This window comes from Sphingomonas carotinifaciens, assembly GCF_009789535.1.
Lineage (GTDB): Bacteria > Pseudomonadota > Alphaproteobacteria > Sphingomonadales > Sphingomonadaceae > Sphingomonas > Sphingomonas carotinifaciens.
Genome location: NZ_WSUT01000005.1, coordinates 2,393,124 through 2,418,603 on the forward strand (window position 1 = coordinate 2,393,124; position 25,480 = coordinate 2,418,603).

The 25,480-nt window shown below is 66.2% G+C and carries 19 protein-coding genes; 2 read left to right on the forward strand and 17 right to left on the reverse strand.

Going from position 1 to position 25,480, the window contains the following annotated elements; genetic code table 11:
- Positions 1–262: 262 nt before the first annotated feature.
- The gene (locus GQR91_RS13315) at positions 263–3,661 is read right to left on the reverse strand and encodes an acyl-[ACP]--phospholipid O-acyltransferase (RefSeq protein ID WP_162853775.1); all 3,399 of its coding nucleotides are present in this window, start codon (positions 3,659–3,661) and stop codon (positions 263–265) included.
- 97 nt (positions 3,662–3,758) lie between these two features.
- On the opposite strand from GQR91_RS13315, the gene GQR91_RS13320 reads away from it, so the two are divergent.
- Positions 3,759–4,358, forward strand: coding sequence for a TetR/AcrR family transcriptional regulator (locus GQR91_RS13320; RefSeq protein ID WP_149682910.1), 600 nt, complete (start codon positions 3,759–3,761; stop codon positions 4,356–4,358).
- Between the two features lie 3 nt (positions 4,359–4,361).
- Here the strand turns inward: GQR91_RS13320 and GQR91_RS13325 are convergent, their stop codons facing one another.
- From GQR91_RS13325 to GQR91_RS13385, 13 genes are all read right to left on the reverse strand, one after another.
- Positions 4,362–5,741, reverse strand: coding sequence for a family 43 glycosylhydrolase (locus tag GQR91_RS13325; RefSeq protein ID WP_235904095.1), 1,380 nt, complete (start codon positions 5,739–5,741; stop codon positions 4,362–4,364).
- A complete protein-coding gene (locus tag GQR91_RS13330) occupies positions 5,738–8,950 on the reverse strand; it encodes a glycoside hydrolase family 2 TIM barrel-domain containing protein (protein ID WP_149682909.1) in 3,213 nt (1,070 codons plus the stop codon). The genes GQR91_RS13325 and GQR91_RS13330 overlap by 4 nt, the downstream gene beginning before the upstream one ends.
- A 168-nt stretch (positions 8,951–9,118) precedes the next feature.
- Positions 9,119–11,470, reverse strand: a complete 2,352-nt coding sequence (locus GQR91_RS13335; RefSeq protein ID WP_164727754.1) for a glycoside hydrolase family 127 protein — start codon at positions 11,468–11,470, stop codon at positions 9,119–9,121.
- A gap of 142 nt (positions 11,471–11,612) precedes the next feature.
- The gene (locus tag GQR91_RS13340) at positions 11,613–12,191 is read right to left on the reverse strand and encodes a TerD family protein (RefSeq protein ID WP_149682996.1); all 579 of its coding nucleotides are present in this window, start codon (positions 12,189–12,191) and stop codon (positions 11,613–11,615) included.
- A gap of 108 nt (positions 12,192–12,299) precedes the next feature.
- Positions 12,300–13,973, reverse strand: coding sequence for a GMC family oxidoreductase (locus GQR91_RS13345; RefSeq protein WP_149682907.1), 1,674 nt, complete (start codon positions 13,971–13,973; stop codon positions 12,300–12,302).
- Positions 13,974–13,998: 25 nt separating this feature from the next.
- The gene (locus GQR91_RS13350) at positions 13,999–14,835 is read right to left on the reverse strand and encodes a sugar phosphate isomerase/epimerase family protein (RefSeq protein ID WP_149682906.1); all 837 of its coding nucleotides are present in this window, start codon (positions 14,833–14,835) and stop codon (positions 13,999–14,001) included.
- On the reverse strand, positions 14,832–15,395 hold the full coding sequence (locus GQR91_RS13355) for a gluconate 2-dehydrogenase subunit 3 family protein (RefSeq protein WP_112383272.1): 564 nt from the start codon (positions 15,393–15,395) through the stop codon (positions 14,832–14,834). Before GQR91_RS13355 ends, GQR91_RS13350 begins: the two co-directional genes overlap by 4 nt.
- Positions 15,392–16,219, reverse strand: coding sequence for a 3-keto-disaccharide hydrolase (locus GQR91_RS13360; RefSeq protein ID WP_149682905.1), 828 nt, complete (start codon positions 16,217–16,219; stop codon positions 15,392–15,394). Before GQR91_RS13360 ends, GQR91_RS13355 begins: the two co-directional genes overlap by 4 nt.
- Positions 16,216–17,142 (reverse strand): hydroxypyruvate isomerase family protein, encoded by a 927-nt coding sequence (locus tag GQR91_RS13365; RefSeq protein WP_149682904.1) that lies wholly within the window; start codon positions 17,140–17,142, stop codon positions 16,216–16,218. The genes GQR91_RS13360 and GQR91_RS13365 overlap by 4 nt, the downstream gene beginning before the upstream one ends.
- Positions 17,143–17,155: 13 nt before the next feature.
- Positions 17,156–17,536: a c-type cytochrome gene (locus GQR91_RS13370; RefSeq protein WP_174236652.1), complete on the reverse strand. Its 381-nt coding sequence runs from the start codon at positions 17,534–17,536 to the stop codon at positions 17,156–17,158.
- Positions 17,533–18,681: a Gfo/Idh/MocA family protein gene (locus tag GQR91_RS13375; protein ID WP_149682903.1), complete on the reverse strand. Its 1,149-nt coding sequence runs from the start codon at positions 18,679–18,681 to the stop codon at positions 17,533–17,535. The genes GQR91_RS13370 and GQR91_RS13375 overlap by 4 nt, the downstream gene beginning before the upstream one ends.
- On the reverse strand, positions 18,678–19,748 hold the full coding sequence (locus tag GQR91_RS13380; protein WP_149682902.1) for a sugar phosphate isomerase/epimerase family protein: 1,071 nt from the start codon (positions 19,746–19,748) through the stop codon (positions 18,678–18,680). The genes GQR91_RS13375 and GQR91_RS13380 overlap by 4 nt, the downstream gene beginning before the upstream one ends.
- Positions 19,745–21,007 carry an MFS transporter gene (locus GQR91_RS13385; RefSeq protein WP_149682901.1) on the reverse strand — a complete coding sequence of 421 codons (1,263 nt, stop codon included), beginning with the start codon at positions 21,005–21,007 and terminating at the stop codon, positions 19,745–19,747. The genes GQR91_RS13380 and GQR91_RS13385 overlap by 4 nt, the downstream gene beginning before the upstream one ends.
- A 234-nt stretch (positions 21,008–21,241) precedes the next feature.
- Here GQR91_RS13385 and GQR91_RS13390 point away from each other — a divergent pair, with 234 nt between their 5' ends.
- Positions 21,242–22,237 carry a LacI family DNA-binding transcriptional regulator gene (locus GQR91_RS13390; RefSeq protein WP_149682900.1) on the forward strand — a complete coding sequence of 332 codons (996 nt, stop codon included), beginning with the start codon at positions 21,242–21,244 and terminating at the stop codon, positions 22,235–22,237.
- Here GQR91_RS13390 and GQR91_RS13395 read toward each other — a convergent pair.
- Genes GQR91_RS13395 through GQR91_RS13405 form a run of 3 tightly spaced genes read right to left on the reverse strand, consistent with a single transcriptional unit; the run spans position 22,225 to position 25,441 of the window.
- Entirely contained in the window at positions 22,225–23,700 is a 1,476-nt protein-coding gene (locus tag GQR91_RS13395) for a tryptophan halogenase family protein (RefSeq protein WP_149682899.1), read from the reverse strand. The two genes, GQR91_RS13390 and GQR91_RS13395, sit on opposite strands and share 13 nt — an antisense overlap.
- Positions 23,697–24,716 carry a cupin-like domain-containing protein gene (locus tag GQR91_RS13400; RefSeq protein WP_149682898.1) on the reverse strand — a complete coding sequence of 340 codons (1,020 nt, stop codon included), beginning with the start codon at positions 24,714–24,716 and terminating at the stop codon, positions 23,697–23,699. Before GQR91_RS13400 ends, GQR91_RS13395 begins: the two co-directional genes overlap by 4 nt.
- Complete coding sequence (locus GQR91_RS13405) at positions 24,716–25,441, reverse strand: SapC family protein (RefSeq protein WP_162527080.1); 726 nt, start codon at positions 25,439–25,441, stop codon at positions 24,716–24,718. The genes GQR91_RS13400 and GQR91_RS13405 overlap by 1 nt, the downstream gene beginning before the upstream one ends.
- Between the last annotated feature and the right edge of the window lie 39 nt (positions 25,442–25,480).

Sequence of the window (25,480 nt, forward strand, 5' to 3'; positions counted from 1 at the left end):
TCACCCAACCCCGTTCGTGCCGAGCGAAGTCGAAGCACAGCCACCAGCTTGTGGTCTTCGACTTCGCTCAGACCGAACGGACTTTGGAGCAGGTTTGAAAGATGGGGATCACCCCCCTCCCTCCCCCGTTCGTGTCGAGTAGAGATCGAGTAGCTCCGCAGGAGCATATCGAGAGCTCATATCGAGACAGTGCCAGCCGCGGCGGCGTATCTCCCGATAAGAATAGATACTCCGGTCAAAGCCGGTATCCCCCCACCAGCAATCACCGCCCGCCCGCGGCCATTTCCCCCATCATCACATAATCCAGCTTCCCCGTCCCCAGCACCGGCAGCGCCGCCACCACGCGGATATCGCGCGGGATCACCAGCTCGGTCACGCCATTGGCGCGCGCCCATGCCTGGAATGCCGCCGCCGCCGCATCGTGCTGCGTGGTGAACAGCACCAGTTGCTCGCCCTTGCGCGCATCCGGCCGTGTCACCACCGCATGATCGCCCTGCGGCCAGACCTTGGCGGCATACCCCTCCACCGCCGGCAGCGAGGCCATCTCGCCGCCGATCTTGGCGAAGCGCTTGGCCCGCCCGCGGATCGTGACGAAGCCGGCGGGGTCGATCGTCACGATGTCGCCGCTGTCATGCCAGCCATCCTCGGGCGGTTGCAGCACGCCGGGCGCTTCCGCCTTCAGATAGCCGGCCATGATGTTGGGCCCGCGGATCGACAGCCGCCCGCCGTCCGCGATCCCCGGCACCGCATCCAGCCGCGCCTCCATACCAGGCAGCAACCGGCCGACGCTGCCCGCCTGGAAATGCATCGGCGTATTCACCGCGATCACCGGCGACGCCTCGGTCGCGCCATAGCCTTCCATGATCCGCAGGCCGAACTTGTGCGCATAGGTCGCGCGCGTCTCGTCGCGCACCCGCTCCGCCCCGGCAAAGATGTAGCGCAGCGAATAGAAGTCATAACCATGCGCCATCCGGGCATAGCCCGACAGGAACGTGTCCGTCCCGAACAGGATCGTCGCATTCGCGTCATAGGCCAGCGCCGGCACGATCCGGTAATGCAGCGGGCTGGGATACAGCAACGTCTTCACCCCCGACAGGATCGGCAGCAGCGTGCCGCCGGTCAGCCCGAAGCTGTGGAACACCGGCAGCGCGTTCAGCACCACATCCGCCGAGTTGAAATCGATCCGCGCCGATAGCTGGAGGCAGTTGGATAGCAGGTTGCGGTGGGTCAGCACCACGCCCTTGGGCAGCCCTTCGGAACCGCTGGTGAACAGGATAACCGCCGGCGCCTCCGGCGACACCCCATGCCGCCGGTGCAGCCGCCCCGCAAAGCGTGTCGCGATCAGCGCGTGCAGCTTGGCCAGCGCACCGATGCCGGCACCGATATCCTCCAGATAATGGACGCGCAGCCCCGCCGACTCCAGCCCGGCGACCACCTCGCCCAGCTTCGCCTGCATGACAAAGGCGCGCGCGGTGATGATGCTGCGTATCTCCGCCGCGGTGCACGCCGCCTTCAGGTTGGTCAGCCCGGCCGTGTAGTTTAGCATCGCCGGCACCCGGCCAGTGCCTTGCAGCGCGAAGAATGTCGCCACCACCGCATTCACATTGGGCAACAGCACGCCCACCGCCTCGCCCCGCGTGGTGAGCGGTGCGAACGCGCGGCCCAGCGCGATGCTGCCGGTCAGCAACCGGCCGTAACGCATCGGCTCGCGCTTCACGTCCTCCACCGCCGCGGCACGCGCGCCGTGGATATCCTTGGCGTCGATCAGCGCCTGGTACAGCGTCCGGTCCGTGTTCGACGTGGCAAAGATCATCTCGCTCATCACGTCGTACAGCTTGGCGCCCGCCGCCGCGCGGCGCTGCCGGGCGGTGTCACCCTCCACCACGAAGCGGCGCGGCGGCAGGATGGTCAGGTCGATCTTCGGGAACATCCGCAGCCGCACCTTGCCGCGCAACCGCGAGAACGGGGTATATTGCGCCCCGTCGATGCGCACCGGCACGATCGGCGCATCCGCCTTGTCGGCGATCATGCCGGGACCGTCGAACACCTTCATCAGCGCGCCGGTCACCGTGATCCGCCCTTCGGGAAAGATCACCAGCGTCCGCTCCTCGCGCACCGCCTTCACCATCGCCTTGGCCGCCATCGGGTTCGTCGGGTCGACCGGAAAGGCGTCGAACATGCCCAGGAACGGCCGCACCCACCATGCCCGCGCGATCCGCGTCGCCACTGCAAAGGTCGGCTTGCCCGGCAGGAACGCCGCCAGCAACAACCCGTCGAGGAACGACACATGGTTAACTACCAGGATCGCCCGCTCGCCGGGCTTGGGCATATGCTCCGCCCCGTGCACCTCGACCCGGTACACCAGCACCAGCAGCGCGCGGATCAGCGCCTTGAACACCGTCTCGGGCAGCAGCCAGCACGAGATCAGCGCGATGGCGAGGGTGGCGAAGCCCATCGCCCCGATCACCCCCGGCACGCTGGTCCCGCTTGCCAGCAGGGCGGTGACCACCGCCACCATCGCCACGGTGACGAACGCGTTGACGATGTTGTTCGCCGCGATGATCCGCGAGCGTTCGGCGGCTGCGCTATGCACCTGCAGGATGGCGTAGAGCGGCACGATGAACATGCCCCCGGCAAAGGCGATGCCGGTCAGCGCGATCAGGATATGCCAGCTACCACCGGTGGCAAGGAACGCGGCGACATCGGCGTGGGTAGCGACCGGCACGAACCCGCGTGTCGCGATCCACAGGTCGATCAGGAACACCGCCATGCCCAGCGCCGCCCCCGGCACGTAGCGCGCCGACACCTCGCCCCCCAGCAGCCGGTTGACCATCAGCGATCCCGCCGCGACCGATACGGAGAAGACCAGCAGGAACAGCGTCACCACGCCCGGCCCGGCGTGCAGCGTTCCGCTGACCAGCGGTGCGAACTCGGACAACAGGATCGCGCCCACCGAAAAGAACCAGCTTATCCCCAGGATCGCCAGCCACACGCCCCGGCCCGCCCTGGCGACGGTCAGGATCTTCCATGTCCCCTTCAAGATGTTGCGCTCGATGCGCAGGTCGGGCGCGGCGGCGGGCGCGGAGGGTACCGCCAGGCTCGCCACGAAGCCCAGCACCGCCACGCCCGTCGCCACCAGTCCCGCTTCCCAGGCCGGGATCACTCCGCCCAGCAACTGCCCGGCCAGGATCGCCAGAAACGTACCCGCCTCGATCAGGCCGGTACCGCCCATCACCTCATGCTGGCGCAGATGCTGCGGCAGGATCGAATATTTGACCGGCCCGAACAGCGTCGAATGCACGCCCATCAGGAACAGGCAGGCGAGCAGCACCGGGATCGACTGGAGCCAGAACCCGCCCAGTGCCAGCATCATGATGCCGATTTCCGCCGCCTTGACCGCGCGGATCAGCACCGCCTTGTCGTATTTGTCGGCAAGCTGCCCGGCCAGTGCGGACAACAGGAAATAGGGCAGGATGAACAGGCCGGTGGCGATCGTCGCCAGCAGCTCCGCCTTTTCCGGTGCTGCCGCGTACAGCCCGAAATTGGCCAGGAACAGCAGCGCGAACTTCAGCAGATTGTCGTTGAAGGCGCCCAGGAACTGGACGACGAACAGCGGCGCGAAACGGCGCTTGCCAAGCAGCGACAGGTCAGGTGCGGACATGGATGACGACTCCTCCGGGACGCTTGGACCTACCACAAATTGAACACCGCTCAATAGCTAAATTGCGCAGCGCTCAATTTCATGGTAGTGCGGCCACATGGGCAGACGATCGGACCACAGCCGCGACGAACTGGAAGCGTTGATCTTGGACGCCGGGGCAGCACTAGTGGCGGAGGTCGGCCTCGCCGGCTTCTCGGCGCGTGAGGTGGCTCGGCGCATCGGCTATTCGATCGGCACCATCCACAATGTCTTCGGCACTTCGGACCGGCTGATCGCCGCGATCAACTCGCGCAGCTTTGCGCTATGGGCGGCATATCTTCGCGAACGGCTCGACGCCGGGGGTGACGCCGATCGCATCGCCACGCTGGTGAACGGCTATTTCGGCTTCGCGCGTGCGCACCCCAATTTGTGGACCGCGATCTACGATCACCGCCTGCCTGCCGAGGCGTCACTTTCCGAACAGGATCAACAGGCTCGGGGCGTGCTGACCGAGATCGTCATTGCCGAGGTCGCGCACGCCCTCGACACCTCCCCCGACGCCCCTGTCGCCGCCCTTGCCCGCTCCCTCATCGCCACCGTCCACGGCCACTGCGCCTTCGCCATCACCGGCGCCTGGGCCCTCATGGGCGAAGCCGCCCCGGAGATCGCCGCCCTTGCCCGGGTCCGCGAAGCCCTCGCCGGACACGCCCGCCGCTAGCGCCTACTCCCGCGGATCGATCGACCACTCCCACATCGCCGCATCACCCACCGGCGCCACCACCCGCAAATACCGCGCCGTCGTCGCGTGCGGCACCTCGATCGGGGAGCCCTGCCGCTCGGCCACGGGTGCGACCACGCGCCAGCGCCGCCCATCCTGCGATGCCTCGATACCGAAATGATAGGGCCGGTTCGCATATTCCGGCCGTATCCGGCTGCCCTTTACAGCCTGCGCCCGCCCCAGATCCGCGACCAGCATCGCCGGCTGTCCCGCGACCGGCTGCCACAACGTGGCATAGTTATCATCCGCGGCGTTTTCGGGCGATGCGCTGCCCGACGCCCGCCAACGCAGCCCCGCCGAGCGTTTCGGCACAAACCCCGCCACTGCGCTGCCATGCGAAGGCACCACCTTGGCGATCACGCCATCCGCCCCGAGCGTCAGCGGGTCGACCGCTACCTGCCGCAACACCGTGTCGCCCCCCTTGGGGAACGGCAAAGACTGCCGGTGATACAGGATGTATGACCGCCCCTCGGATCGGAACACGCTGTGGTGGCCGGGGCTGATCACATCCCGCGCGCGGTCGGTCTCCAGGATCGGGCTCGTCGCGCCCTCGCGAAACGGGCCGAGCGGTGACGTACCGATCGCGTAGCGGACCTTGTACGTGTCCTTGGTCGTGTTGCCGTCGCTATAGGTCAGCAGGTAATTGCGCCCTGCCTTCACCATGAACGGCGCTTCGAAATAATTGGCCGGCGTCACATCGCGCGGCGTCCCGTCGAACGTCACCATGTCCGGCTTCAGCCGGACGACGAAACAATGGCCGTTCGTCCAGTTGAGGCCCGATCCCCAATACAGGTAGGCACGTCCGTCATCGTCGACGAATGCCTCCGCATCGATCATGTGATACTCGGGCGCGAAATCCCTCGCGATCAGCGGCCGTCCGCCATTGGCGTCGCGCCACGGTCCGGCGGGCGCGTCGGCGGTGCCGACCCAAACCTCGCTGCCGACCGAGACATACATGTACCACCGCCCATTCGGTGCCTTCACCACCGAGGGCGCCCAGACCTTGGCATCGCCCGACCTCGGACCGGTCGCCGCCGCCTTGGTCGGCCAGTTCGGCGTCGTGAATGTCCAGTCGCGGCCATTGTCGGAAGACCACAGCCCCAGCCGATCGTCACCCCAGGGGTCGATGGTGGCAAAGATATACCAACGTCCCTTGTCCCGGACGATCGACGGGTCGGCAAAATAGCCGGGAAGCAGCGGATTGCCCGCGCCCGCCATGTTCCAGCGCGACACCGGCACATCCGCCGCCCCGGCCAGTGCGCCACCGGTCAGCAGCAGGGCAGCCGGCATTGCGAAGCGCGAGAGAAAAGGCAGGCCCATCATTCCACTTCCGTTGCCTGCGCCGGACGAGCTTTTGCGGGCGTCGTTCCGTTTCCGGCAAACGGAGTGAGGCGGAAGCTGACCCGCGTCGGCTCGGCGCGCGTGCGATATTCCGGCAGGGGCAAGCCGAAGTCGCTCCACTGTGTATCGCCACCGACGCCCCATTGTGCAGAGTCGACCAGCAGCGTGACCTGCCCGTGCGGGACGATATCGGTCGATTTCCAAGTGCCCGGCTCCTTGCGATCCAGATCGGCATAGGGAAAGGCGAGCGCGTTCATCATCAACGGCCGATCGCCTTCGACACGCACGCCCCGCCCTGCGCCGGACAATTCCATCCAGCGGACATCCACCTTGTTCCCCGTCTCCTGCGGCCGGATATAGTCGTGGTTCTGCGCGGCGATCGCCCCGCGCCACAGGCCGATCGGGGCCGAGGTCTTACGGTCGACATAGCTTTCATGCGGGCCGCGCCCATACCATTCCACCGTGGTGACATCGGTCGGCAACGCAAATGCCAATCCGACCCGGAACGGCGGCGGCAAGCCTTCCTTCACCGGGGTCAGCGCACCATCGACCGCCACCGATCCATCGCCGGCCATCGTGTAGCGCGCCTCGAACGTCGCAGCACCATCGCCCAGATCGAACGTCACGATCACCGCGTCGCCCGCGACCCGGACCGAACGGACGCGCCGCGTCTCGCTCATCGCCTTCCACGGAGCCATTTCGCCCGCACTGCCGACGCCCAGATCATTGTCGGTCACCGCGCGCCAGAAATGTGGTGCACCCCCGGTGGTCAATTCCTGTCCATCCTTGGTGTAGCGACGGATCAGCCCGGTCGATCGGTCGATCTCCAGCGACGCCCCCGCCGCCCGCATCGTCACCGCATCCGCGGACTGCGTCACGGCCACATTGCCCGCGGCCGTCGGCGCAACAGCGGCGGACGGCGTGCTTAGAGCGAATTGCTCGAACCCGATCTCCGTGCCGCCCGGCACCAGGGGGACCGCGCCATCGCGGGTCCGTACCCGGATCGTGACGAAATATTCCGCACCCGCCTTGCGCGCGACGCCGGCCAGTGGCAGCGTGATCGTCTCCGCCCTCCGCGCCGCCGTCGACAAGGGGGGCAGCTTGCCCGAGGCGACGGCAACGCCGTTCTCCAGCACCTCCCATTCCATCGCAAAGCCAGACAGATCGCGGAAATCATGGCGGTTGCGCACCGTCACCCGGCCACTGGCGGGATCGAAGCCATCGAACTGAACCGGCGAATAGACCTTGCGAAGTTCGTACAGATGCGGGTTCGGCGTCCGATCGGATTGCAGCAGGCCGTCACCGAATTCGATGTCGCCACCCGGATTGGGGCCATACTCGCCACCATCACCCCAATAGCGGCGCCCATCCTTGGTGTAGCGGTACATCGACTGGTCCACCCAGTCCCAGACGAAGCCGCCCTGCAACTTCTCGGGATGGGCATAGATCGTGTCCCAATACTCCTTGATGTTGCCGCCAGAGTTGCCCATGACGTGCAGATATTCGCACTGGATCATCGGCTGCTTGTAATTCCAGTTGCGCGCATAATCGTCCATCTTGACCGCCGGATCGTACATCGGCGCATAGATGTCGGCGTACCAGTTGGGCCGGTGGTCGCTGATCCCGCCCCATGTTCCCCATCCCAGATAGCTGATCAGCCGCCCCGGATCGCGCGTCTTGGCAGCAGCGGCGGCGGCTTCGAAATTCGGCCCGATGCCCGCCTCGTTGCCGAGCGACCAGAAGATGACGGAAGGGTGGTTCTTGTCGCGCTCCACCATGTTGGTGACGCGGCTGACATGCGCCTCGCGCCATGCCGGGTCGAAGCCGAGTTGATATTTGGCGCGTTGCCGCGGCGCGCGGTTCGCATAATCCATATAGGCGTGGCTCTCGATATTGGCCTCGTCCATGACGTACAGGCCGTATCGATCGGCCAGCTCGTAGAGATAGGGATCGTTGGGATAGTGCGAGGTGCGGATCGCGTTGATGTTGTTCCGCTTCATCAGGCGCACATCGCGTTCCATCGAGTCCCGGCTGATGACGTGGAACGTCTCGGGGTCATGCTCGTGCCGGTTCACCCCGCGAATGGTGATCGGCCGGCCGTTGATGCTGACCAACCCGTCCTTGATCGCGACGGTGCGAAAACCGATGCGTCGCGCCGTCGACTGGACCACCGCGCCGCGACTATCCAGCAATTCGGTCACCAGCGTGTAAAGCTCGGGCGTCTCCGCGGTCCAGGGGCGCACCTGCGGCACCTGGCCGGACAGCGTCACCCGCCGTGCCTGACCCTTGGGCATCACCTGGTTCGCGGTCAGCACCTGCCGATCACCATCGAGCAGCACGATCCGCGCCGTCGCCGCCTCCGCGCCCGTCACCGCGACGTCCACCGACAACCGGCCGTCGCGATTGGCATCGTCCAGCCCGGCATGCACGAACGTGTCCGCGATCCGCGTGCGCGGCACCGCCATCAGGTAGACCGACCGCTCGATCCCCGACACGCGCCAGAAATCCTGATCCTCCAGATAGCTGCCATCCGACCAGCGATAGACCTGAATCGCCACCGTGTTCCGCCCCGGCTTCACGAAGCGGGTCACGTCGAACGCGCTGGGCAGCTTCGAGTCCTCGGAGTATCCGACCTTCTGCCCGTTGACCCAGACATAGTATGCCGAACCCGCCGCGCCGATCTGCAACACCACGTCCTGCCCCGTCCAGTCGGCGGGCAGGGTGATGTCGCGCCGATACGACCCCACCGGATTGGTCTCGTGCGGGATCAGCGGGCGGTTCGCCGGGAAGGGATAGGCGATGTTGTTGTACCGCGCCTGATCATAGCCCTGCGCCTGCCAATCGGCCGGCACCTTTATGGTCTTCCACGCGGACACGTCGTAATCGGGTCGCTCGAATCCGTCGGGTAACCGGTTTGCGCCGGGTGAGAAGGCGAACTTCCACTCGCCGTCCAGGGATAGATACCGTCGAGAATCCGCCTCGATGCCGGCCAGCGCCTGCCGGCGCGTCTCGAAGGGAAAGCCGGTCGCACTGGCGGGCAGTTTGTTGCGCGCGAAGACCGCCGGGTTTTCCCAGTCGGGGCGGGACGCATCGACCTGCACCGGCTGCACTTGCGGGCCATCCTGCGCCTGCACGACGCTTGCCATCGCAAGCACCGACGCGGCACCTGCCGCCAGCCTGAAGATCCGCATTGCCCCTCCCCTTATCGAACCGTCGCTATCTAGACGACTTGCCTGACAAAATACATCCTACAAGTTTGCTTAACCGACCGATAGGGCCAAGATGTTGAATTAGCCGGTCACTTAGCCCGAATACCCGCGTCAATCAGCGCGTGGCTGACGAAGCCTCCCCCACTTTCATCAGCTCTGCACCGCCGGGTCGCGCGCCGGGCTGGACGCGGTCATCATACGCATCTCGTACAGCACGGCATCGTCCTGCAACGCGGTGACCACCACCTCGGCCTGCGGCTTGGCGCCGTTGCCGGACACGGGATAATCGATCGCGGCGAAATGCCCTTCCCCGCCCTTGACCTGCTGGCCGGCACCAAGCGGCTGCCCATCCACACTGATGCCCATCTTCCGGTCGGCATCGCCCCGCGCGACCAGTACGCGCAGCACCGCCGCCCCGGGACGCCGCGCCAGCACCATCCGCATCGACTCGCCCGGGCGCAGACGCCGTGCGGAACGCCCGCTCCAGTTCACCACCTCGCTATGCTCCGACCGGAACTGGTGGTCGCGTTCGGGCTGCATCTCGCCCAGATGGATGATGTCCGACGTGCGCCGGGCAAGCGTGCGCGCCTCCTCCTGCGCCTGCACATATCCTGCCCTGGCACCCGCCCATCCGGCGGGAGTGAAGGTCGGGAAATACACCGCCGCGCGCCGGTCATATTGCGAGAAGAACGGCTTGAAGGTCAGCGCCTCGTCAAGCGCACCCACCGCCCGGAACTGTCCTGCACCACCCGCCGGCGCCAGGGCACCCGTCGCAGCCGATGCGGTGACCAGCGCCGGCCCCACGCCCTCGAACTGCGCATCCGCCGGCCCCATGTCCGCCGCCAGCACCAGCGGCCCGTAGGTAAACGCCACCATCGACGCATCCCCGGGCGTCGGGTGCGACGCCACCGCCATCGGCAGCGTCACCTTCACCACGTCCCCGGCCCGCCAACGCCGCTCCAGCACCGCATAGCCATCCCGCAGCACTGGGCGGGCCGCCACGTCGTTCACCGTCAGCACCGGCGCCTTCGCCCAACCCGGCAACCGTATGGCGAGGGCCTGCGCCGCGCGTGGCGCCCGCTTGACGGTCAGCGTGGCACGGCCCTCCAGCGGCATCGCCGTATCCAGCGTCACCGCCAGCCCCCGCTCCGGCCAGTCCAGTTCGGACGGGATGAACAGGTTCACGTACAGCGTCCTGGCGTCGCTCCACCAGATCGAGTCCGCGTGCTTGGCATGGCTTTCCATCCCCGATCCGACGCAGCACCAGAAGCTGTCTTCGGGACTGGAGAATACCCGCCGCGCGCCCACGGCGAGCGGCATGAAATACACGAACTGACCGGTATCCGGCCGCTGATGCGCCATGATGTGGTTGAGCTGCACCTGCTCATAGAAATCGAACCAGCGCGCATCGGGTTGCCAGCTATACAGATGCCGGGTCAGCTTCATCATGTTGTAGCTGTTGCACGCCTCGCATGTCGCCTCGGTGATGCGACCGGCCAGTTGATCGGGTTGGCCGAAATGCTCGCGCTCGGAATTGCCGCCGATGATGTAGCTGTGATGCTGCGTCACCCGCTCGTGGAAGAAGCGCGGGGCGACCATATGCGCCGGGTTGCCCGTCACCTCATGCAGCCGTGCCAGGCCGATCACCTTCGGTATCTGCGTGTTGGCATGCAGGCCCGCCAGCCTGTCCTGCCGCGCGGCGAGGGGATCGAGTACCGCCTTGTGCCGGATCTTCTCGGCCATGCGCAGCCAGCGCGGATCGCCGGTCAGGGCATAGGTTTCCGCATAAGTCTCGTTCAGCCCGCCATGCTCGGCATGCAGCACCCGCTGCATCTGCGCGTCGTCGAGCGGCTCCAGCACGCCGGCCAGATAGCCGGCCAGCCCCAGCATGATCGGCATCGCCCGCGCATTGCGCGCCAGCACATGTGCGTCGATCAGCCCGGCATGGACCTTGTGCCACGTATAGAGCGGCACCCATCCGCCGTTCAGGTCGAACCCCCCGGTGCGGATGTCGCCGCGCCGTACCTCCTCGAACACGACCTTGCCGTCGACCGTCCTGCCGTCGCGCTCCACCGTGGTGCCGCCGCAATAGCCGTCGCCGTGCGCGGCCTGGATACGCGCCATTTCGGCCAGTGCATGATCCAGCCGCGCCGCCACCTCACGATCGCCCGTATTCCCCACTACCAGCGCGCATGCGGTCAACCAGTGGCCCAGCGAGTGGCCGGCAATGCCCATCGCCTCCCAGCCGCCATAGACCGGCTTGGGTGCCGGCAGGCCGGCCGATTGGTAGAAATTGTGCAGCAACCGCTCGGGATCGAGGGCCAGCAGATAGCGGCGGTTCGCCTCGAACGCGTCGGCAAAGGGCGACGGCTTCAACCGCACATAACGCGCCGGCACCGGTTCGACCCGGCGGCTGCGCATGACGGGCAACTCCGCCCACGCCGCCGGCGCCAACGCCACGACGCTTGCGCTGGCCAACAGGGAACGACGGGAAAGCAACATCGCCAAAACCTCTCCATGGCCCGGTGCCCGCATCGTGCGTCCGACTTACATGGTCGGGCACCGGCCTTGAAGGAAAGGGTAAGGAAATGTCAGAGTATTGCAAGGCGGGGTTGGCGATCTCCGCCGCAAAGAAGGGCGCCGCCTAACCGACGTTCACGCCATAGTTACGCGCCATCGGCGCGAGACCGCCTTTATATCCTTGACCTACCGCGCGAAACTTCCACTCGCCATTGTGGCGATAAACTTCACCGAAAATCATCGCCGTCTCCGTCGATGCATCCTCCGACAGGTCGTAACGCGCGATCTCGCGCCCGGTGACATCATTGACGACCCGGATGAACGCGTTGGAAACCATGCCGAAGCTCTGTCGGCGCTGCTCGCCTTCATGGATCGTCACCGATACCGCGATCTTCTGCACGTCGGACGGAACGGTCGCCAGGTCGACCTTCAACGCCTCATCGTCGCCATCGCCCTCGCCGGTCCGATTGTCACCGGTATGCTCGACCGAGCCGTCCGCGGAACGCAGATTATTGTAGAAAATGAAATCGGCATCGCCGCGCACCCGGTCGCCCGTCCCCAGAAGAAAGGCGCTGGCATCCAGATCGAAGTCGGTACCATCGGTGGTACGCGTGTCCCAGCCCAGTCCGATCAGAATGCGCGAAAGGCCGGGTTCCTCCTTCGACAAGCTGACATTGCCACCCTTGGACAGGCTTACGGACATCGGTGTTTCTCCATCATCGGCAGGTCTTGGGAAGATCGCCCCCATCACCGAACGCGCGGCGCACGCATTCCGGTTCCCGAGCGCGGGTGATGCTTCCCATGCCGTCGTTTATGCGCGCAGCGCCTTTACCGCATGATCCGCGGCCCGCGCGGTCAGGGCCATGAAGGTTAGCGACGGGTTGACGCAGGCGATCGATGCCATCTGCGCGCCGTCCGTGACGTACAGGTTGCTGGCATCATGCGCCTGGCTCCATCCGTTCAGCACGGACTTGCGCGGGTCGCGTCCCATGCGCGCGCCGCCCATTTCGTGGATCGCGTCACCCGGCACATGCTCGCTTTCCCAACTGTGCACGTTGGTCAGGCCCGCCTCCCGCAGCATCGCCTCGCCCTGCGTCCGGGCGTCCGCCATCATCTTCAACTCATTGTCGCGGAAGCGCACGTCGAAGCGCATCAGCGGCACGCCGAAGCGGTCCACCTTGTTCGCGTGCAGCGACACGCGATTGTCCGCATAGGGCAGGCATTCGCCGAATGCCCCCATGCCGAACTTCCACGGGCCATAACGGCGCATGCCATGTTTCATCGACGCGCCGAAGCCGACCGGCTCCGACACTTCACGCCGCGCGCTGCCCTGATACCCATAGCCGCGGCGGAACCCGACCCCTTCGTCGCCACCGATGTTGCGGAATCGCGGCACATAGACGCCACCCGGCCGGCGGCCATATTCGATGAACTCCTCCATCCCCGGAATGTCGCCGCCGACGCCGACGCGGAAGATGTGGTCCATCACATAGGCGCCCAGCGTGCCATGGCTGTCGAAATGGCTGCGTCCGGTGCGGGCATCGCGCGAGTTCATCAGGATCTGGGTCGATGCGATCGCCGATGCGCACAGGAATACCAGGTCGGCCGACACGACCTCTGCCTGCCCGGTATTGGCATCGACATAGCGGACGCCGGTCACCCGCTTGCGCGCCTTGTCATATTCCAGATTGGTCACCACGGCATCGGACTTCAACGTCAGCTTGCCCGTCGCGCGTGCGGCCGGCAGCGTCACCGCCTGTGTCGAGAAATAGGCGCCGAACGAGCAGCCATTGCTGCACTGGTTGCGATACTGGCACTTGGTGCGGTTCTGATCGGGCTTGTCCTCCGTCATGTTGGACAGGCGCGTGTTGATCAGCTTGCGGCCCGGAAACTTCGACTCCAGCCGTCCCTTCAGCCACGTCTCGGCGACGTTCATCGGCATCGGCGGCTGGAATTCGCTGTCGGGAAGATAGGGCAGGTTCTCGCGCGATCCCGACACGCCGATATATTTTTCGACATAGGAATACCAGGGCGCGACATCGTCATACCCGATCGGCCATTCGCCATCGATGCCGTCGCGCTTGTTCGCGTCGAAATCCTCCGGCGCCCAGCGGAAGCTCCACCGGCCCCAGATCAGCGACTTGCCGCCGACCGCCGCCGGGCGGATCCAGTAAAAGGGGCTGCCCTCGCCATACGCATAGGGGTTGGCCTTGTCGTCATTGTAGAAGGCCTGGTTGCTCGGCGCGACATAGCCGTGCTTGGCGATGAAATAGTTACTTTCGATCAGCGGCTTGGGCATGATGTTGCGGGCCGGCACCTCATAGGCCGGCTTGCCGTCATAGGTGTAGCCCTCGCCATGCTCCACCATCCGGCCACGGTCGAGCATCAGGACGCGAAGGCCCTTTTCGGTCAATTCCTTGGCGGCAAACCCGCCGCTCACGCCCGAACCGATGACGACTGCGTCGAACCTGTTGGTCGATGCCATGATTGTCCTCTCCAGAAAACGAAGGTCAGACGCGCAGTGCGCGCAGCGTCTGGAAACTCTTGGTGATGTCGGGAATGTAGGGTGCGGGCGCCTCGTCGTTTTCGACGTAGAAATGCCGCACCCCGGCGCTACCCTTCAGCCGGAACAACGCCGCGAAATCGGTCACGCCCGCGCCCACCGCGGTCATGCTGCGGTCTGGGCGCATGTCCTTGACGTGATAGGCGTACAGGCGATCCGCCAGCCGCTCGATCCACGCCGGGACGTCTTCGCCCGCATGCGCCACCCAGTAGAGGTCCAGCTCCACCTTCACCAGCGCCGGGTCGGTCTCGCGGAGCAACCGCTCGTACAGGCTGACCCCGCCCGGCTTCACGGTGAATTCGAAGTCGTGATTGTGATAGGCGAAATTCAGCCCTGCCGCCCTCAAATCATTGGCGAACCGGTTGATGTTGGGCAGCGCTGCCTGCCAACCCGCCTCGGTGCGATGCTCGTCGGTCATATAGGGCAATATCACCGTGCCCGCGCCCAGCGTCTTGGCCATCGCCACCGACTTGGCGAAATTGCCGAGCAGCGCGTCATAACCGATATGCACCGACGGCGCGGTCAGCTTCAGGCGGTCCATGGTCCGGCGCAGCATGGCATGATCCATGCTGTCGTAACCGCCACCGCCGAACTCGACCTCGCGGTAACCGATGCCCGCCACCGTCTCCAGCGTCTTGACCGGGTCCTTCTGGAACAGCTCGCGCACCGTGTAGAGTTGCAGCCCGATCGGCCCCAGCTTTGCGGCAAAGGCCGGTGCACCGACGAGGCCGAGAGCGGCCAGCGACCCTGCGCCGGCCAGCAGATGACGACGATTGATGGTCATGAGCTATAGACCTTGTTGACCTGGGAATAGGGAAAGGCGCCGTTATATTCGCCCGGCACCGGCAGGTATTCGCGCTCCTGCGTCATGCCGATCTCCGACGTATAGTATCCGGTGATGACAAGCTGCCGGAACGCCTCGAAGAAGGTCTTGCCGCCCGGCATCTGGTCGTTCATCGCCAGCGTCAGCAGCGCATCCTGTTGCGCCGGCGTCGCCTTGGCGGCGGACGTGCGATAGTCGCGCTGGCTGCGCGCCTCGATCGCATCCAGCCCGGCGACGATCGGCGCCCGGTCGCCCGGCTCGGCCCAGTCCGCCAGCATCTTCTCGATGAATGCCGGCACGCCCGCGGCGATCGCGCCCGGCGTGTCCGTCGTCGGCAGCACCCGCTCGCTCAGCGCGGTCATCAGCGCGCGTTGCGGCGCGGTAAAGACCGCCACGCTCGGCGGCCCCTGGTTGATCGGCGGCACCGGTTGCGCCAGCCCGGCGGCGCGCGCGATCGGTGCGAACAGGGCGCTGCCGAACATCGCGGCGACGCCCGCCAATGCGGTTCTACGGTCGATCACTGGCCCTTACCTCCCAGATCCTGTGCGATCGCCGCCTCGGTCAGCGGACGAACCCAGATGTTGCGATAGGCGACCGGCGAGTCGTGATCCTGCAACTGTATCGGCGCGGCATCGGGATGCGCCTTGTACGCAGACACCTGCCGCCATGCGGTCGTGCCCAGCATCGCCTGATGGTTCTGCACCAAGACGCCGTTCAGGAACGCGGTGACATAGGCGGGCCGCACCAGCGAACCATCCGCGGCGAAACGCGGCCGCTCAAACACGATATCGTAGCTTTGCCATTCGCCGGGCTTGCGCGACGCGTTCACCAGCGGCGGCTTCCAGCCATAGACGGCACCCACCGTGCCATCGGCATAGGTCGGATTGTTGTAGCCATCTAGGATCTGCACCTCGTAGCGCTGCATGAACCAGATGCCGCTATTGCCCCGGTCCTGCGACGTCTTGGTCGGCGGATTGGGCGAGCGGAACTCCAGATGCATCTGCACGTCGCCGAAGCTCTGCTTGGACACCAGATTGTTCTCGCCGCCGCTTCTGGCGCGCGACGGCACGACCAGCGCGCCGTTCTCCACCGGCCACATCGCCCGCTCGCCGCGCCAGGCATCGGTCGACCGCCCGTCGAACAGCACCACCGCGTCCGACGGCGCCCCGCCCGGAGCCGCCGCGGGCGTCACCACCGCGGGCGCCGGGCGATCGGCATCATGCACCCGCCACTGCCCGCCCGGCAGCACCGGCGTATCCTTGAACCCCGGCTTCTCCTGCGCCAGCGCCGGACTTGCGCCCAGCACCAGCATCAGGGCGGGGGCAACCTTCCGCATTCCCGTCATGCTCGCTCTCCCCCGTCGATCGCGCGATAGGCGGCGATCAGCCGCTCCTCGCCCGCGCGACCCTTTGTCGCATTGCCATGTTCCATGCCGATCACCCCGGCATAGCGTTTGTCCTTCAGCCAGCGGACGATATTGGCATAGTTGATCTCGCCCGTACCCGGCTCGTTGCGGCCCGGATTGTCGCCGAACTGGATATAGCCGATCTCCGACCAGCACGCCGCCAGCGTCGGGATCAGGTTCCCGGACTGGATCTGCTCATGGTAAAGATCGGCCAGGATCTTCACGCCCGGACTGTTCGCCCCGCGCGCCACCGCATAGCCTTGCGCGATGGTCTGCAGATAGACGCCCGGATGATTGGTCCGCGTGTTCAGCGGCTCCATGACCATCGCGAGCCCATGCGGCGCGACGATGTCGCCGGCTTTCCGCATCACGTCGATCACCCGCGCGGTCTGGATGTCGAGCGGCAGCTTGTTGTCCAGAAACCCCGTCACCACCGTCATCCGGTTGGCGTTCAGCCGCTTGGCGACCTCGATCGAGCTGCGGATGTCGGCTAGGAAGCCCTCGCGTTCCGCCTCGTCATTGCCGCCCAGCAGCGGCCGGGACTGCGCCCATTTGGGCATGCTGGCGACGAACACGCCCATCGTCATGCCGCGCGACGCCAGCGCCTTGGCCATCGCCTCCTGCTGGGCGACGGGGCGGCCGCGTGCCTCGTTATCCTCCCATGCGGTGAAGCCCTGGTCCGCGGCATAGGCTATCTGTTCGATCAGCCCGCCGCGACTGGCAAAGCTCCCCTCATGCGGCGCATAGCCCAGTGCGAAGCGCGCCGCGTTGGACGGGCGACGCTGCGCCCCCGCCCCAGCCGTCGCGGCGACAAGCGACGAAGCGGCCCCCGCCGCCAGAACAGTCCGACGCGACAGCGTCATGCCCCCACCTGCATCATTTGGCCCCTTCCGCCTTCAGATAAGCGATGATCGCCGCGCGCTTGGCCGGATCGGGCGTCGCGATCGGCATCTTGGTGCCGGGCACCTTCTTCATCGGCCCGGCCAGATAGGCATCCAGCGTCGCATCGTCCCAGCGCAGCTTCGACGCCTTCATCGCCGGCGAATAGTTGAATCCCGCGACCGACGCCGCCGGCCGCCCGACCACGCCGTGCAGGTTCGGGCCGATCCCGTTGCGACCGCCCTTGTTGACCGTATGGCACGCCTTGCACGCGGCAAATGCAGCGGGCGCGGCACTCTGCGCCTGCGTCGCCTCGGATCCGAACACCAACGCCGCCGACGCGGCTCCCATCACGGCCAGGCCGATGAGCAACTTCATGCATTCTCTCCCGGACCGATATCGGTCCATTTCCGGTCGCCCCCCGCATTGGCGAGGACCGCCTCGATAAAGTCCATCGTGCGCAATCCATCCGCCACGCCCGGATGGGCGGTCTTGCCCTCGCCGCGGATCGACCCGGCAAAGGCACGGTAAAGATTGGCAAAAGCCTCGATATAGCCTTCCGGATGACCCGAAGGTGTACGGAATTGCGCCGCAACCGCCGGCTGCATTCCCGGCCCGCCGGCGCGCAACGTCTCGGCCGGCCGGTCGAGCCAGCGCAGCACCAGCGTGTTGGGCTCCATCTGCGCCCATTCCAGCCCGCCATGCTCGCCGTGGATGCGCAGGCGCAGGCCATTTTCCTCGCCCGCCGCCACCTGGCTCGCCTTCAGCACGCCGCGCGCGCCGCCCGGAAAGCGCAGCAAGGCGCTGACATCGTCGTCCAGCCGTCGTCCCGCGACATGGATCGCGACATCCGCCGACACCGACGCCGCCGCCAGCCCCGACACATGCTCCGCCAGATGAAAGGCATGCGTCCCGATATCGCCCAGGCATCCGCCCATTCCGGCGCGCGCCGGGTCGGTGCGCCATTCGGCCTGCTTGTTGCCGCCGGTATCGATCGGCTGGCTCAGCCATCCTTGCAGATATTCCACCTGCACCAGCCGGATCGCGCCCAGATCGCCACGCGCCACCCGGACCCGCGCCTCCTCGATCAGCGGATACCCGCTATAGGTGAAGGCCAACGCAAAGTACCGTCCGCTCTTGCGCGCCGCCGCGGCGATCGCCCGCGCCTCGTCGCCGCTGATCGCCATCGGCTTTTCGCAAAAGACGTGAAAGCCCGCCTCCAGCGCCGCGATCGCCATCGGCGCATGCAGATGGTTTGGCGTCACGATCGCCAGTGCATCGATCCGCTCCTCCTCGGGCAGCGCCGCCTCGCGTTCGAGCAGCAGGTCGAGCGAGGGATAGACGCGCGCTTCGTCCAGCCCCAGCGCCGCGCCGCTCCGCGCGTTGCGCGCTTCGTCGCTGCTGAACGCACCCGCCACCAACTGCCAGTCGCCGTCCAGTGCTGCCGCCATCCGGTGCACCGCCCCGATGAACGCGCCCTCGCCGCCGCCGGCCATGCCTAGCCGAAGTCGGCGCCCGCTCATGCGGCGCCGCCATCGGTCGACAGGCCCAGGATCGATCGGATCGCGGCCCGGTCCACGCCGCTCTTGGCGAAATCGTCGAACGGATGATCGGTCACGCGGATGATGTGGTCGCGGATGAACGGCGCCCCCTCACGCGCGCCGTCCTCGGCACGCTTCAACGCGCATTCCCATTCCAGCACCGCCCAGCCCGCATAGCCATATTGCGCCATCCTGGTGAAAATGCCGGAAAAGTCTACCTGTCCGTCGCCCAGCGAGCGGAACCGCCCGGCCCGGTCCACCCAGTCCTGATACCCGCCATAGACGCCCGATCGCCCGGTCGGGTTGAACTCGGCATCCTTGACGTGGAAACAGGAGATCCGGTCGTGATACCGGTCGATGAAGTCGAGATAATCGAGCTGCTGCAGCACGAAATGCGACGGATCGAACAACAGCCGCGCCCGCGGATGCTCGTTCACCGCCGCCAGGAAGCGTTCCCACGATGCGCCGTCATGCACATCCTCGCCGGCATGCACCTCGAACGCGCAATCGACCCCCGCGTCCTCGAACACGTCGAGGATCGGCACCCAGCGCCGCGCCAGCTCGGCGAACGCCTCCTCCACCAGCCCTGCGGGCCGCTGCGGCCAGGGATAGACATAGGGCCAGGCCAGCGCACCGGGGAAGGTCGCATGCGCGCTCAATCCCAGATTGGCGCTCGCCCGCGCCGCCATCTTCACCTGCTCCACCGCCCAGGCCTGCCGCTCGGCGGGCTTGCCATGTACTTCCGGCGGCGCGAACCCGTCGAACAGCGTGTCATAGGCGGGGTGGACGGCGACCAGCTGGCCTTGCAGATGCGTCGACAACTCCGTCACCGCGATACCGTGGCGGTCCAGCTTGGCCCGCAGGTCGTCGCAATAATCCCGGCTCTCGGCCGCGGTCTTCAGGTCGATCAGTTGCGCATTGCACGGGATCTGCACCCCGACATAGCCCAGGCCCGCGGCCCACTGCGCCATGTTTTCCAGCGTGTCGAATGGTGCGTCCTGCCCCATGAACTGCGCAAGGAAGATTCCCGGCCCCTTCATATCCTTCATCGTGCGGCCTCCATCTTGCCAAGTGCCTTTTGGTCGTCGCGGAAGGTCAGCTGGAACAGGATCGCGATCGCCGCCGCCGCGATGGCCGGATACCACCACATCTGGTGCCAGTCGGCGATGCTCGGGGTCGCCGGCAGTTGCGCATACAGCAACCCACCGATCTGCGACCCCAGCAGCATGCCCAGCCCATAGGTGAACAGCGTCAGCATGCCCTGCGCCTGCGCGTTCACGCCCTTGGGGGTCGCGATCGTGCCCGTGTAGATCGCACCCGCGACAAAGAAGAAATCATAACATACGCCGTGCAGCGCGACGCCGACATAGATCGCCCAGAGCGAGTCCCCGCCGTCCCCGATCGCGAACAACGCGTAGCGCAGCGCCCAGGCGGCCATGCCGACCAGCAGCAGCGGCTTCACGCCGAACCGGCGATACAGCCACGGCATGGAAAACATGAACAGCAGTTCGGACATCTGCCCGATCGCCAGCGTGCCCCCGACATTCTCGATCCCCGCCGCCCCGACATAGGCCGAGGCATAGGCGTAATACATCGCCAGCGGGATCGAGATCAGCGTGGCGCAGGTCACGAAGATCAGGAACGAGCGCTGCTTCATCAGGCTGAACGCCTCGACGCACAGCACCTGCCGGACGACGCCCTCGTCGCGCGGCGTGTCGGACGCGACGTTGGGCAGGGTGAAGCTGTAAAGGCCCAGCGCCACCGACACGACGGCGGCGACCCGGAAGATTTCCGGGCTCGCCGACAGCCCGGCCCAGCCGATGATCAGCCCGGCCGTGATCCAGCCCAGCGTGCCGAACGCGCGCACGAACGGGAAATTGTCCGTCCGCTCGCCAAAGCTCTTCAGCGCGATCGTGTTCGCCAGCCCGACGGTCGGCATATAGAGGATCATGTAGCCCAGCAGCAGCCAGACAAAGGTCGTGCCGCTCTCCGGCGTGACCAATCCGGGCAGCACGAACAGGATGGCGCCGCCGACCAGATGCAGGATCACCATCAGCATGCGCGGCGCGACATAGCGGGCCGCGGCCATGCCCAGCAGGAACGATCCCACGATCGATGCGATCGGCCCTACCGAAAACGCATTGGCGATCAGGTGGCCGACGCCCACCGTCTGCATCGCCAGGCCCAGCGTCACGTTCCACGCGCCCCAGACGAAGAACTGCATGAACATCAGCGCGCTCAGGCGCCCCGTCAACCATCCGTCCGCGGGGTTCGCGGTGACGTCTATCGACCCTTCGGCAACGGCCATGCCCCAACCTCTCCTCACGCAGTTTTCCTGCTTGCTAATCATGAGGCTAAGCAGATCATGAACCCATGTAAAGGTTTACATTCGCTCAAAGGGCGGAACCCTTTCGGAAAAGTCGAAAATCATGCGGCTGGCGCAGGCGCGGCGGTCCGGACGGCGCGGCACCGTCACAGGCGCCTTTGCAAACAGCGTCTTAACGGTCGACATTGCCACCGGAATAGGCCCATGGAACGCGTCATGCCGACGATCATCGAAGTCGCAGCCATGGCGCGCGTGTCCACCGCCACCGTCTCGCGCGTGCTCAGCCAGCCGGATCGCGTGGCCGAGCCGACCCGGGACCGCGTGCTCGCCGTCGTGCGCGAGCTTGGCTATGCGCCCAACGTCGCGGCCCGCACGCTGCGCACTCTGCGCGCGGCCAAGATCCTGCTGACCGTGCCCGATATCTCGAACCCCTTCTTCGCCAGCGTCATTCGCGGCGCGGAGGAGGCGGCCCGCGATGCCGGTTATGCCGTGGTCCTCGGCGACACGCGGCACGATCCGGAGGTGGAGGATCAATATGCCGCGATGCTGTCGCGGCGCGAGGTGGACGGCATGATCTTTCTCGGCCACCGCCTGCCCGAAAGCCTGCGCGTCGTCGTCTCGCGCGACGGCGCACCGATCGTCAACGGTTGCGAATACAGCCCCGAACTCGGCGTCTCGGGCGTCTATATCGACAATGAAGCCGCCGCCACCGACATGATGGAGCATCTGATCGCGCTCGGGCACCATGACATCGGCCTTGTCACCGGCCCGCCGATCAGTCCGCTCACCCATCACCGCCAGTCCGCGGCCATGCTGACCGCCGCGCGTCACGGCATTGCGGATCGCGTGCACGTCCATGTCGGCGACTATTCGGCGCAATCCGGCTTCGAACAAACGCAGGCGCTGTTGGCGCGCGGCGTCAGCGCGATCTTCTGCTTCAGCGACGAGATGGCGTTCGGCGCGATCAGCGCGGTTGCCGCCGCCGGCATGTCCTGCCCCGATGATGTGTCCGTCGCGGGGTTCGACGATCTGCCGCTCGCCCGCTTCTACCAGCCCGCGCTCACCACCATCGCCCAGCCAAAGGCACAGATCGGCCGCAAGGCGGTGGAATTGCTCATGGAAACGCTGCGCCGGGACGAAACGGGGATACAGCAGGTCACCCTGCCGCACGAACTCCTGGTCCGCGGCAGCACCGCCGCTTACCGCGGATAGGGGCAGTAACGCTCCAGAAACGCCTGGTGCACCGGCAGCGTCGCCACCTGCCGCGCCACCTGCGCGCGCATGTCGTCCAGCACCTGCCGCAACCGCGCCTCGCCCATGATCGCCCCCATCCGGTGATGGTGCCGCGGCACCACCCCCTGTCCGATCATCACCTGCACCCAGGAATCGACGCGGAACAGCTCCTCGCCCTCCTGATACGCCATCGCATTGTCGCGAAACAGCGCGATCCGCTCGCGCAGCGTGTCCGGTATCGCCATCGTCCTGGCACGCCGCCAGAAGGCGGTGTCGTCCCGTTCGGTCAGCACGTAATGCAGCACGATGAAGTCGCGGATGCGCTCCAGGTCGGCCGCCGCCTGATCGTTGAAGCGCTTGGCCAGCGCGGTGCAGTCGCCATCGAACGGGAACATCTGCAGCAGGCGGGTGACCGCGATCATCACCAGATGGATGGCGGTGGATTCCAGCGGCTCGACGAACCCGCCGGCCAGTCCGATGGAGATGCAATTGCCCCGCCAAGCCTGCGTCCGCCGCCCCGCCTTGAAGCGGATGGTACGCGGCTCGATCAGGACCTCGCCCTCTACCGCGGACAATAGCCGCGCCCGCGCCTCGTCATCCGACAGATGCGCCCGGTCATACACCAGGCCGTTCCCTACCCGGTGCTGCAACGGGATCTGCCACCGCCACCCCTCCCCATGCGCGATCGCGCGCGTATAGGGTACCGCCGGCCCCACCGCCCGCGTCTGCGTCACCACCGCCGAGTCCGTGGGCAGCCACTCGCTCCAGTCGACGAACGCCGCGCCCATCGCCTGCCCGATCAGCAGCGCGCGGAATCCGGTGCAATCGATAAACAGATCGCCCTCGATCCGTTCCCCCGATCGCAGCACGAGGGCCTGGATGTCGCCGTCCCGCTCGACCCGCTCGATCAGTCCCTCGACCCGTCGGACGCCCGCCCCCTCGGCCACCCCCCGCAAATGCCTGGCATACAGCCCCGCATCCAGATGATAGGCATAGCTCAGCTCGGGGCCTTGCCCGCCTGCCCCGAACCGCCCGGCCTCCGCTGTCTGCAACTCCAGGCAATACGCCCCCAGATCCCCCCCGAACCCCTGCTCCCGCGCCTGCAGCCAGAACTGGTGGAACGCCCCCATCCACGTCCCCCGCCCCGTCTCCCCGAACGCATGAAAATACCGATCCCCGACCCGGCCCCAATCCTCGAACGCGATCCCCAGCTTGAAGCTCGCCCCGGTCTCCGCCATGAACCGCTGCTCGTCGATGCCGATCAGCCGGTGGAACGCCCGCGCTGTCGGGATGGTGGATTCGCCGACGCCGATCGTCCCGATCTCGTCGGATTCGATCAAGGTGATATCCAGCACCGATCCCAACTGCTGCCCCAGTGCCGCGGCCGTCAGCCAGCCGGAGGTCCCGCCGCCCGCGATCACCACCCGCCGCCGTTCGCTCATCGGTTCAGCCTCTGCATCACCTGTGCCCGCAACCTGCGCGCCGCCCCTTCATCCATCTCTCCAAGCGCCCCTCGCGCATGCCCCGGCAAATGCTCCGCCCCCTGCCCTGCCGGGCCGAACAGATAATAGTCGAACAGCGCGCGCCAGCTCTGCTTTTCGCTGTCGGGGCGGCTGCGAAGGCTGAGCAGTCCGTGGAGCAACGTGGTCATCGGCGTATCGACAAAGGCGGGTGTATCGTTCCACCAATGGTTGATCATCACGTTGAAGCCGTCCAGCGCCTCCACCTGATGCCACCACAGTGCCGGATAGACGAGCACATCGCCCGGTTCGAGTTCGGCCACCACCGCCCGCTCCAGCGCCGCACGATATCGCGGATAGCGATCCAGATCGGGGGCCCGCGGATCGACCATGCTCACCACCTGTCCGCCGGGGGTGGGGTCCAGCGGGCCGGGGTAGAGGTTGGCGATCTGATCGGGCGGGAAAAGCAGGAACCGGCGGCGCCCGACAAGCGGACACGCGATGTTGTTCGACATGTCCCAATGGGTCGCGGCCACCGTATGGTTGCCGATCCAGATGCTCGCCAACGGCCTGGTTCCGCCCGGCAGGACGCCGTCCGGCACAACCAGGTTCTCGGCCCGCAGGCCGGGGAAGTAGATGTCCAGATCGGTCGAACCCAGATACACCGCATCCTCGCCATCGCGGATGCGGGCCAGATAATCCGCCAGCGGCGCACGCCCGGCGGCAAAGTTCATCGCCGTCAGCGTGTCGTTGTAGAAGAAGCGCCCTTCGATCGCCGGCTCGCCGACGAAACCTACCACCGACCGGCCCGCATCGAAGCGCGCAAGATACGCCATCGCCGCATCCGCACCGTCCCGACCTATGGCGACCAGCGGCAGATCGGCGGCGGCCCCCTTCAGCATCACCGGCGCGCCGTCGTTAATCAATGCGGAAAAATCCACGGCATCATGTCGCAGGCCGTCGATCACGCGAACGGAGGGAAGCGCCGCCAGGTCCATCAGGCGCCAGCGAGCCGCCGGTTCTTGCGATCGATCAGATGCGGCACGTTGCCGAGCGACGACAGTGCCCAGATCGCAGGTTGCAGATACCCCTGCGCATGCAGCCGCTCCAGCGCATCGCCCGTCAGCCGAGCGATCGGCTCGGCACCGATCGCATGAAAATCGTCCAGCACGTACCGCTTGCTGTCATCGAGCACGATCTCGATCGATACCGCCTCGATCACGCCCTCGGCGTCCAGTGCTGCGAACAACGCATCATTGGCCTGCGATCCCGCATGGATACGCCTGAGAACGTCCGCGACCGCTTCCAGATAGGGGCTATTGCCCCCTTGCGGCAGGAAAACCGGGCTGCCCTCCCCACCTCGGCCGACCCGCACGTGATCGAGATCGACATGGATCATCGGCTCGCCGGTGCCGCCCTCCTCGTCGCGTGGTATGCCGATGGAGAAAGGCCCGCGCTGGTGCAATGCCGGAATATAGCGCGCCTGCCACACGCCATCATCCAGAAACAGGTTTTCGTCCCGGTCCAGGCCCAGCAGCGCAACCGAATGAAGCCGGCCATCTTCGGACCGCCGGAACAGGATCGGATAATCGCGCTGTGCCTCCTCCCATTCGGTCGGGAAGATCAGCGTCTGGTTTACCGCATCGCCGTAAGCAGCGCCTGGGCGGGTGATCACCGTCAGATCGTGATGATCGACATTGTTGAGAAGCACGATGTTCGTCACGAACAAACCTTATAAGCCATTGGGCGCTCGCCCGCCTAT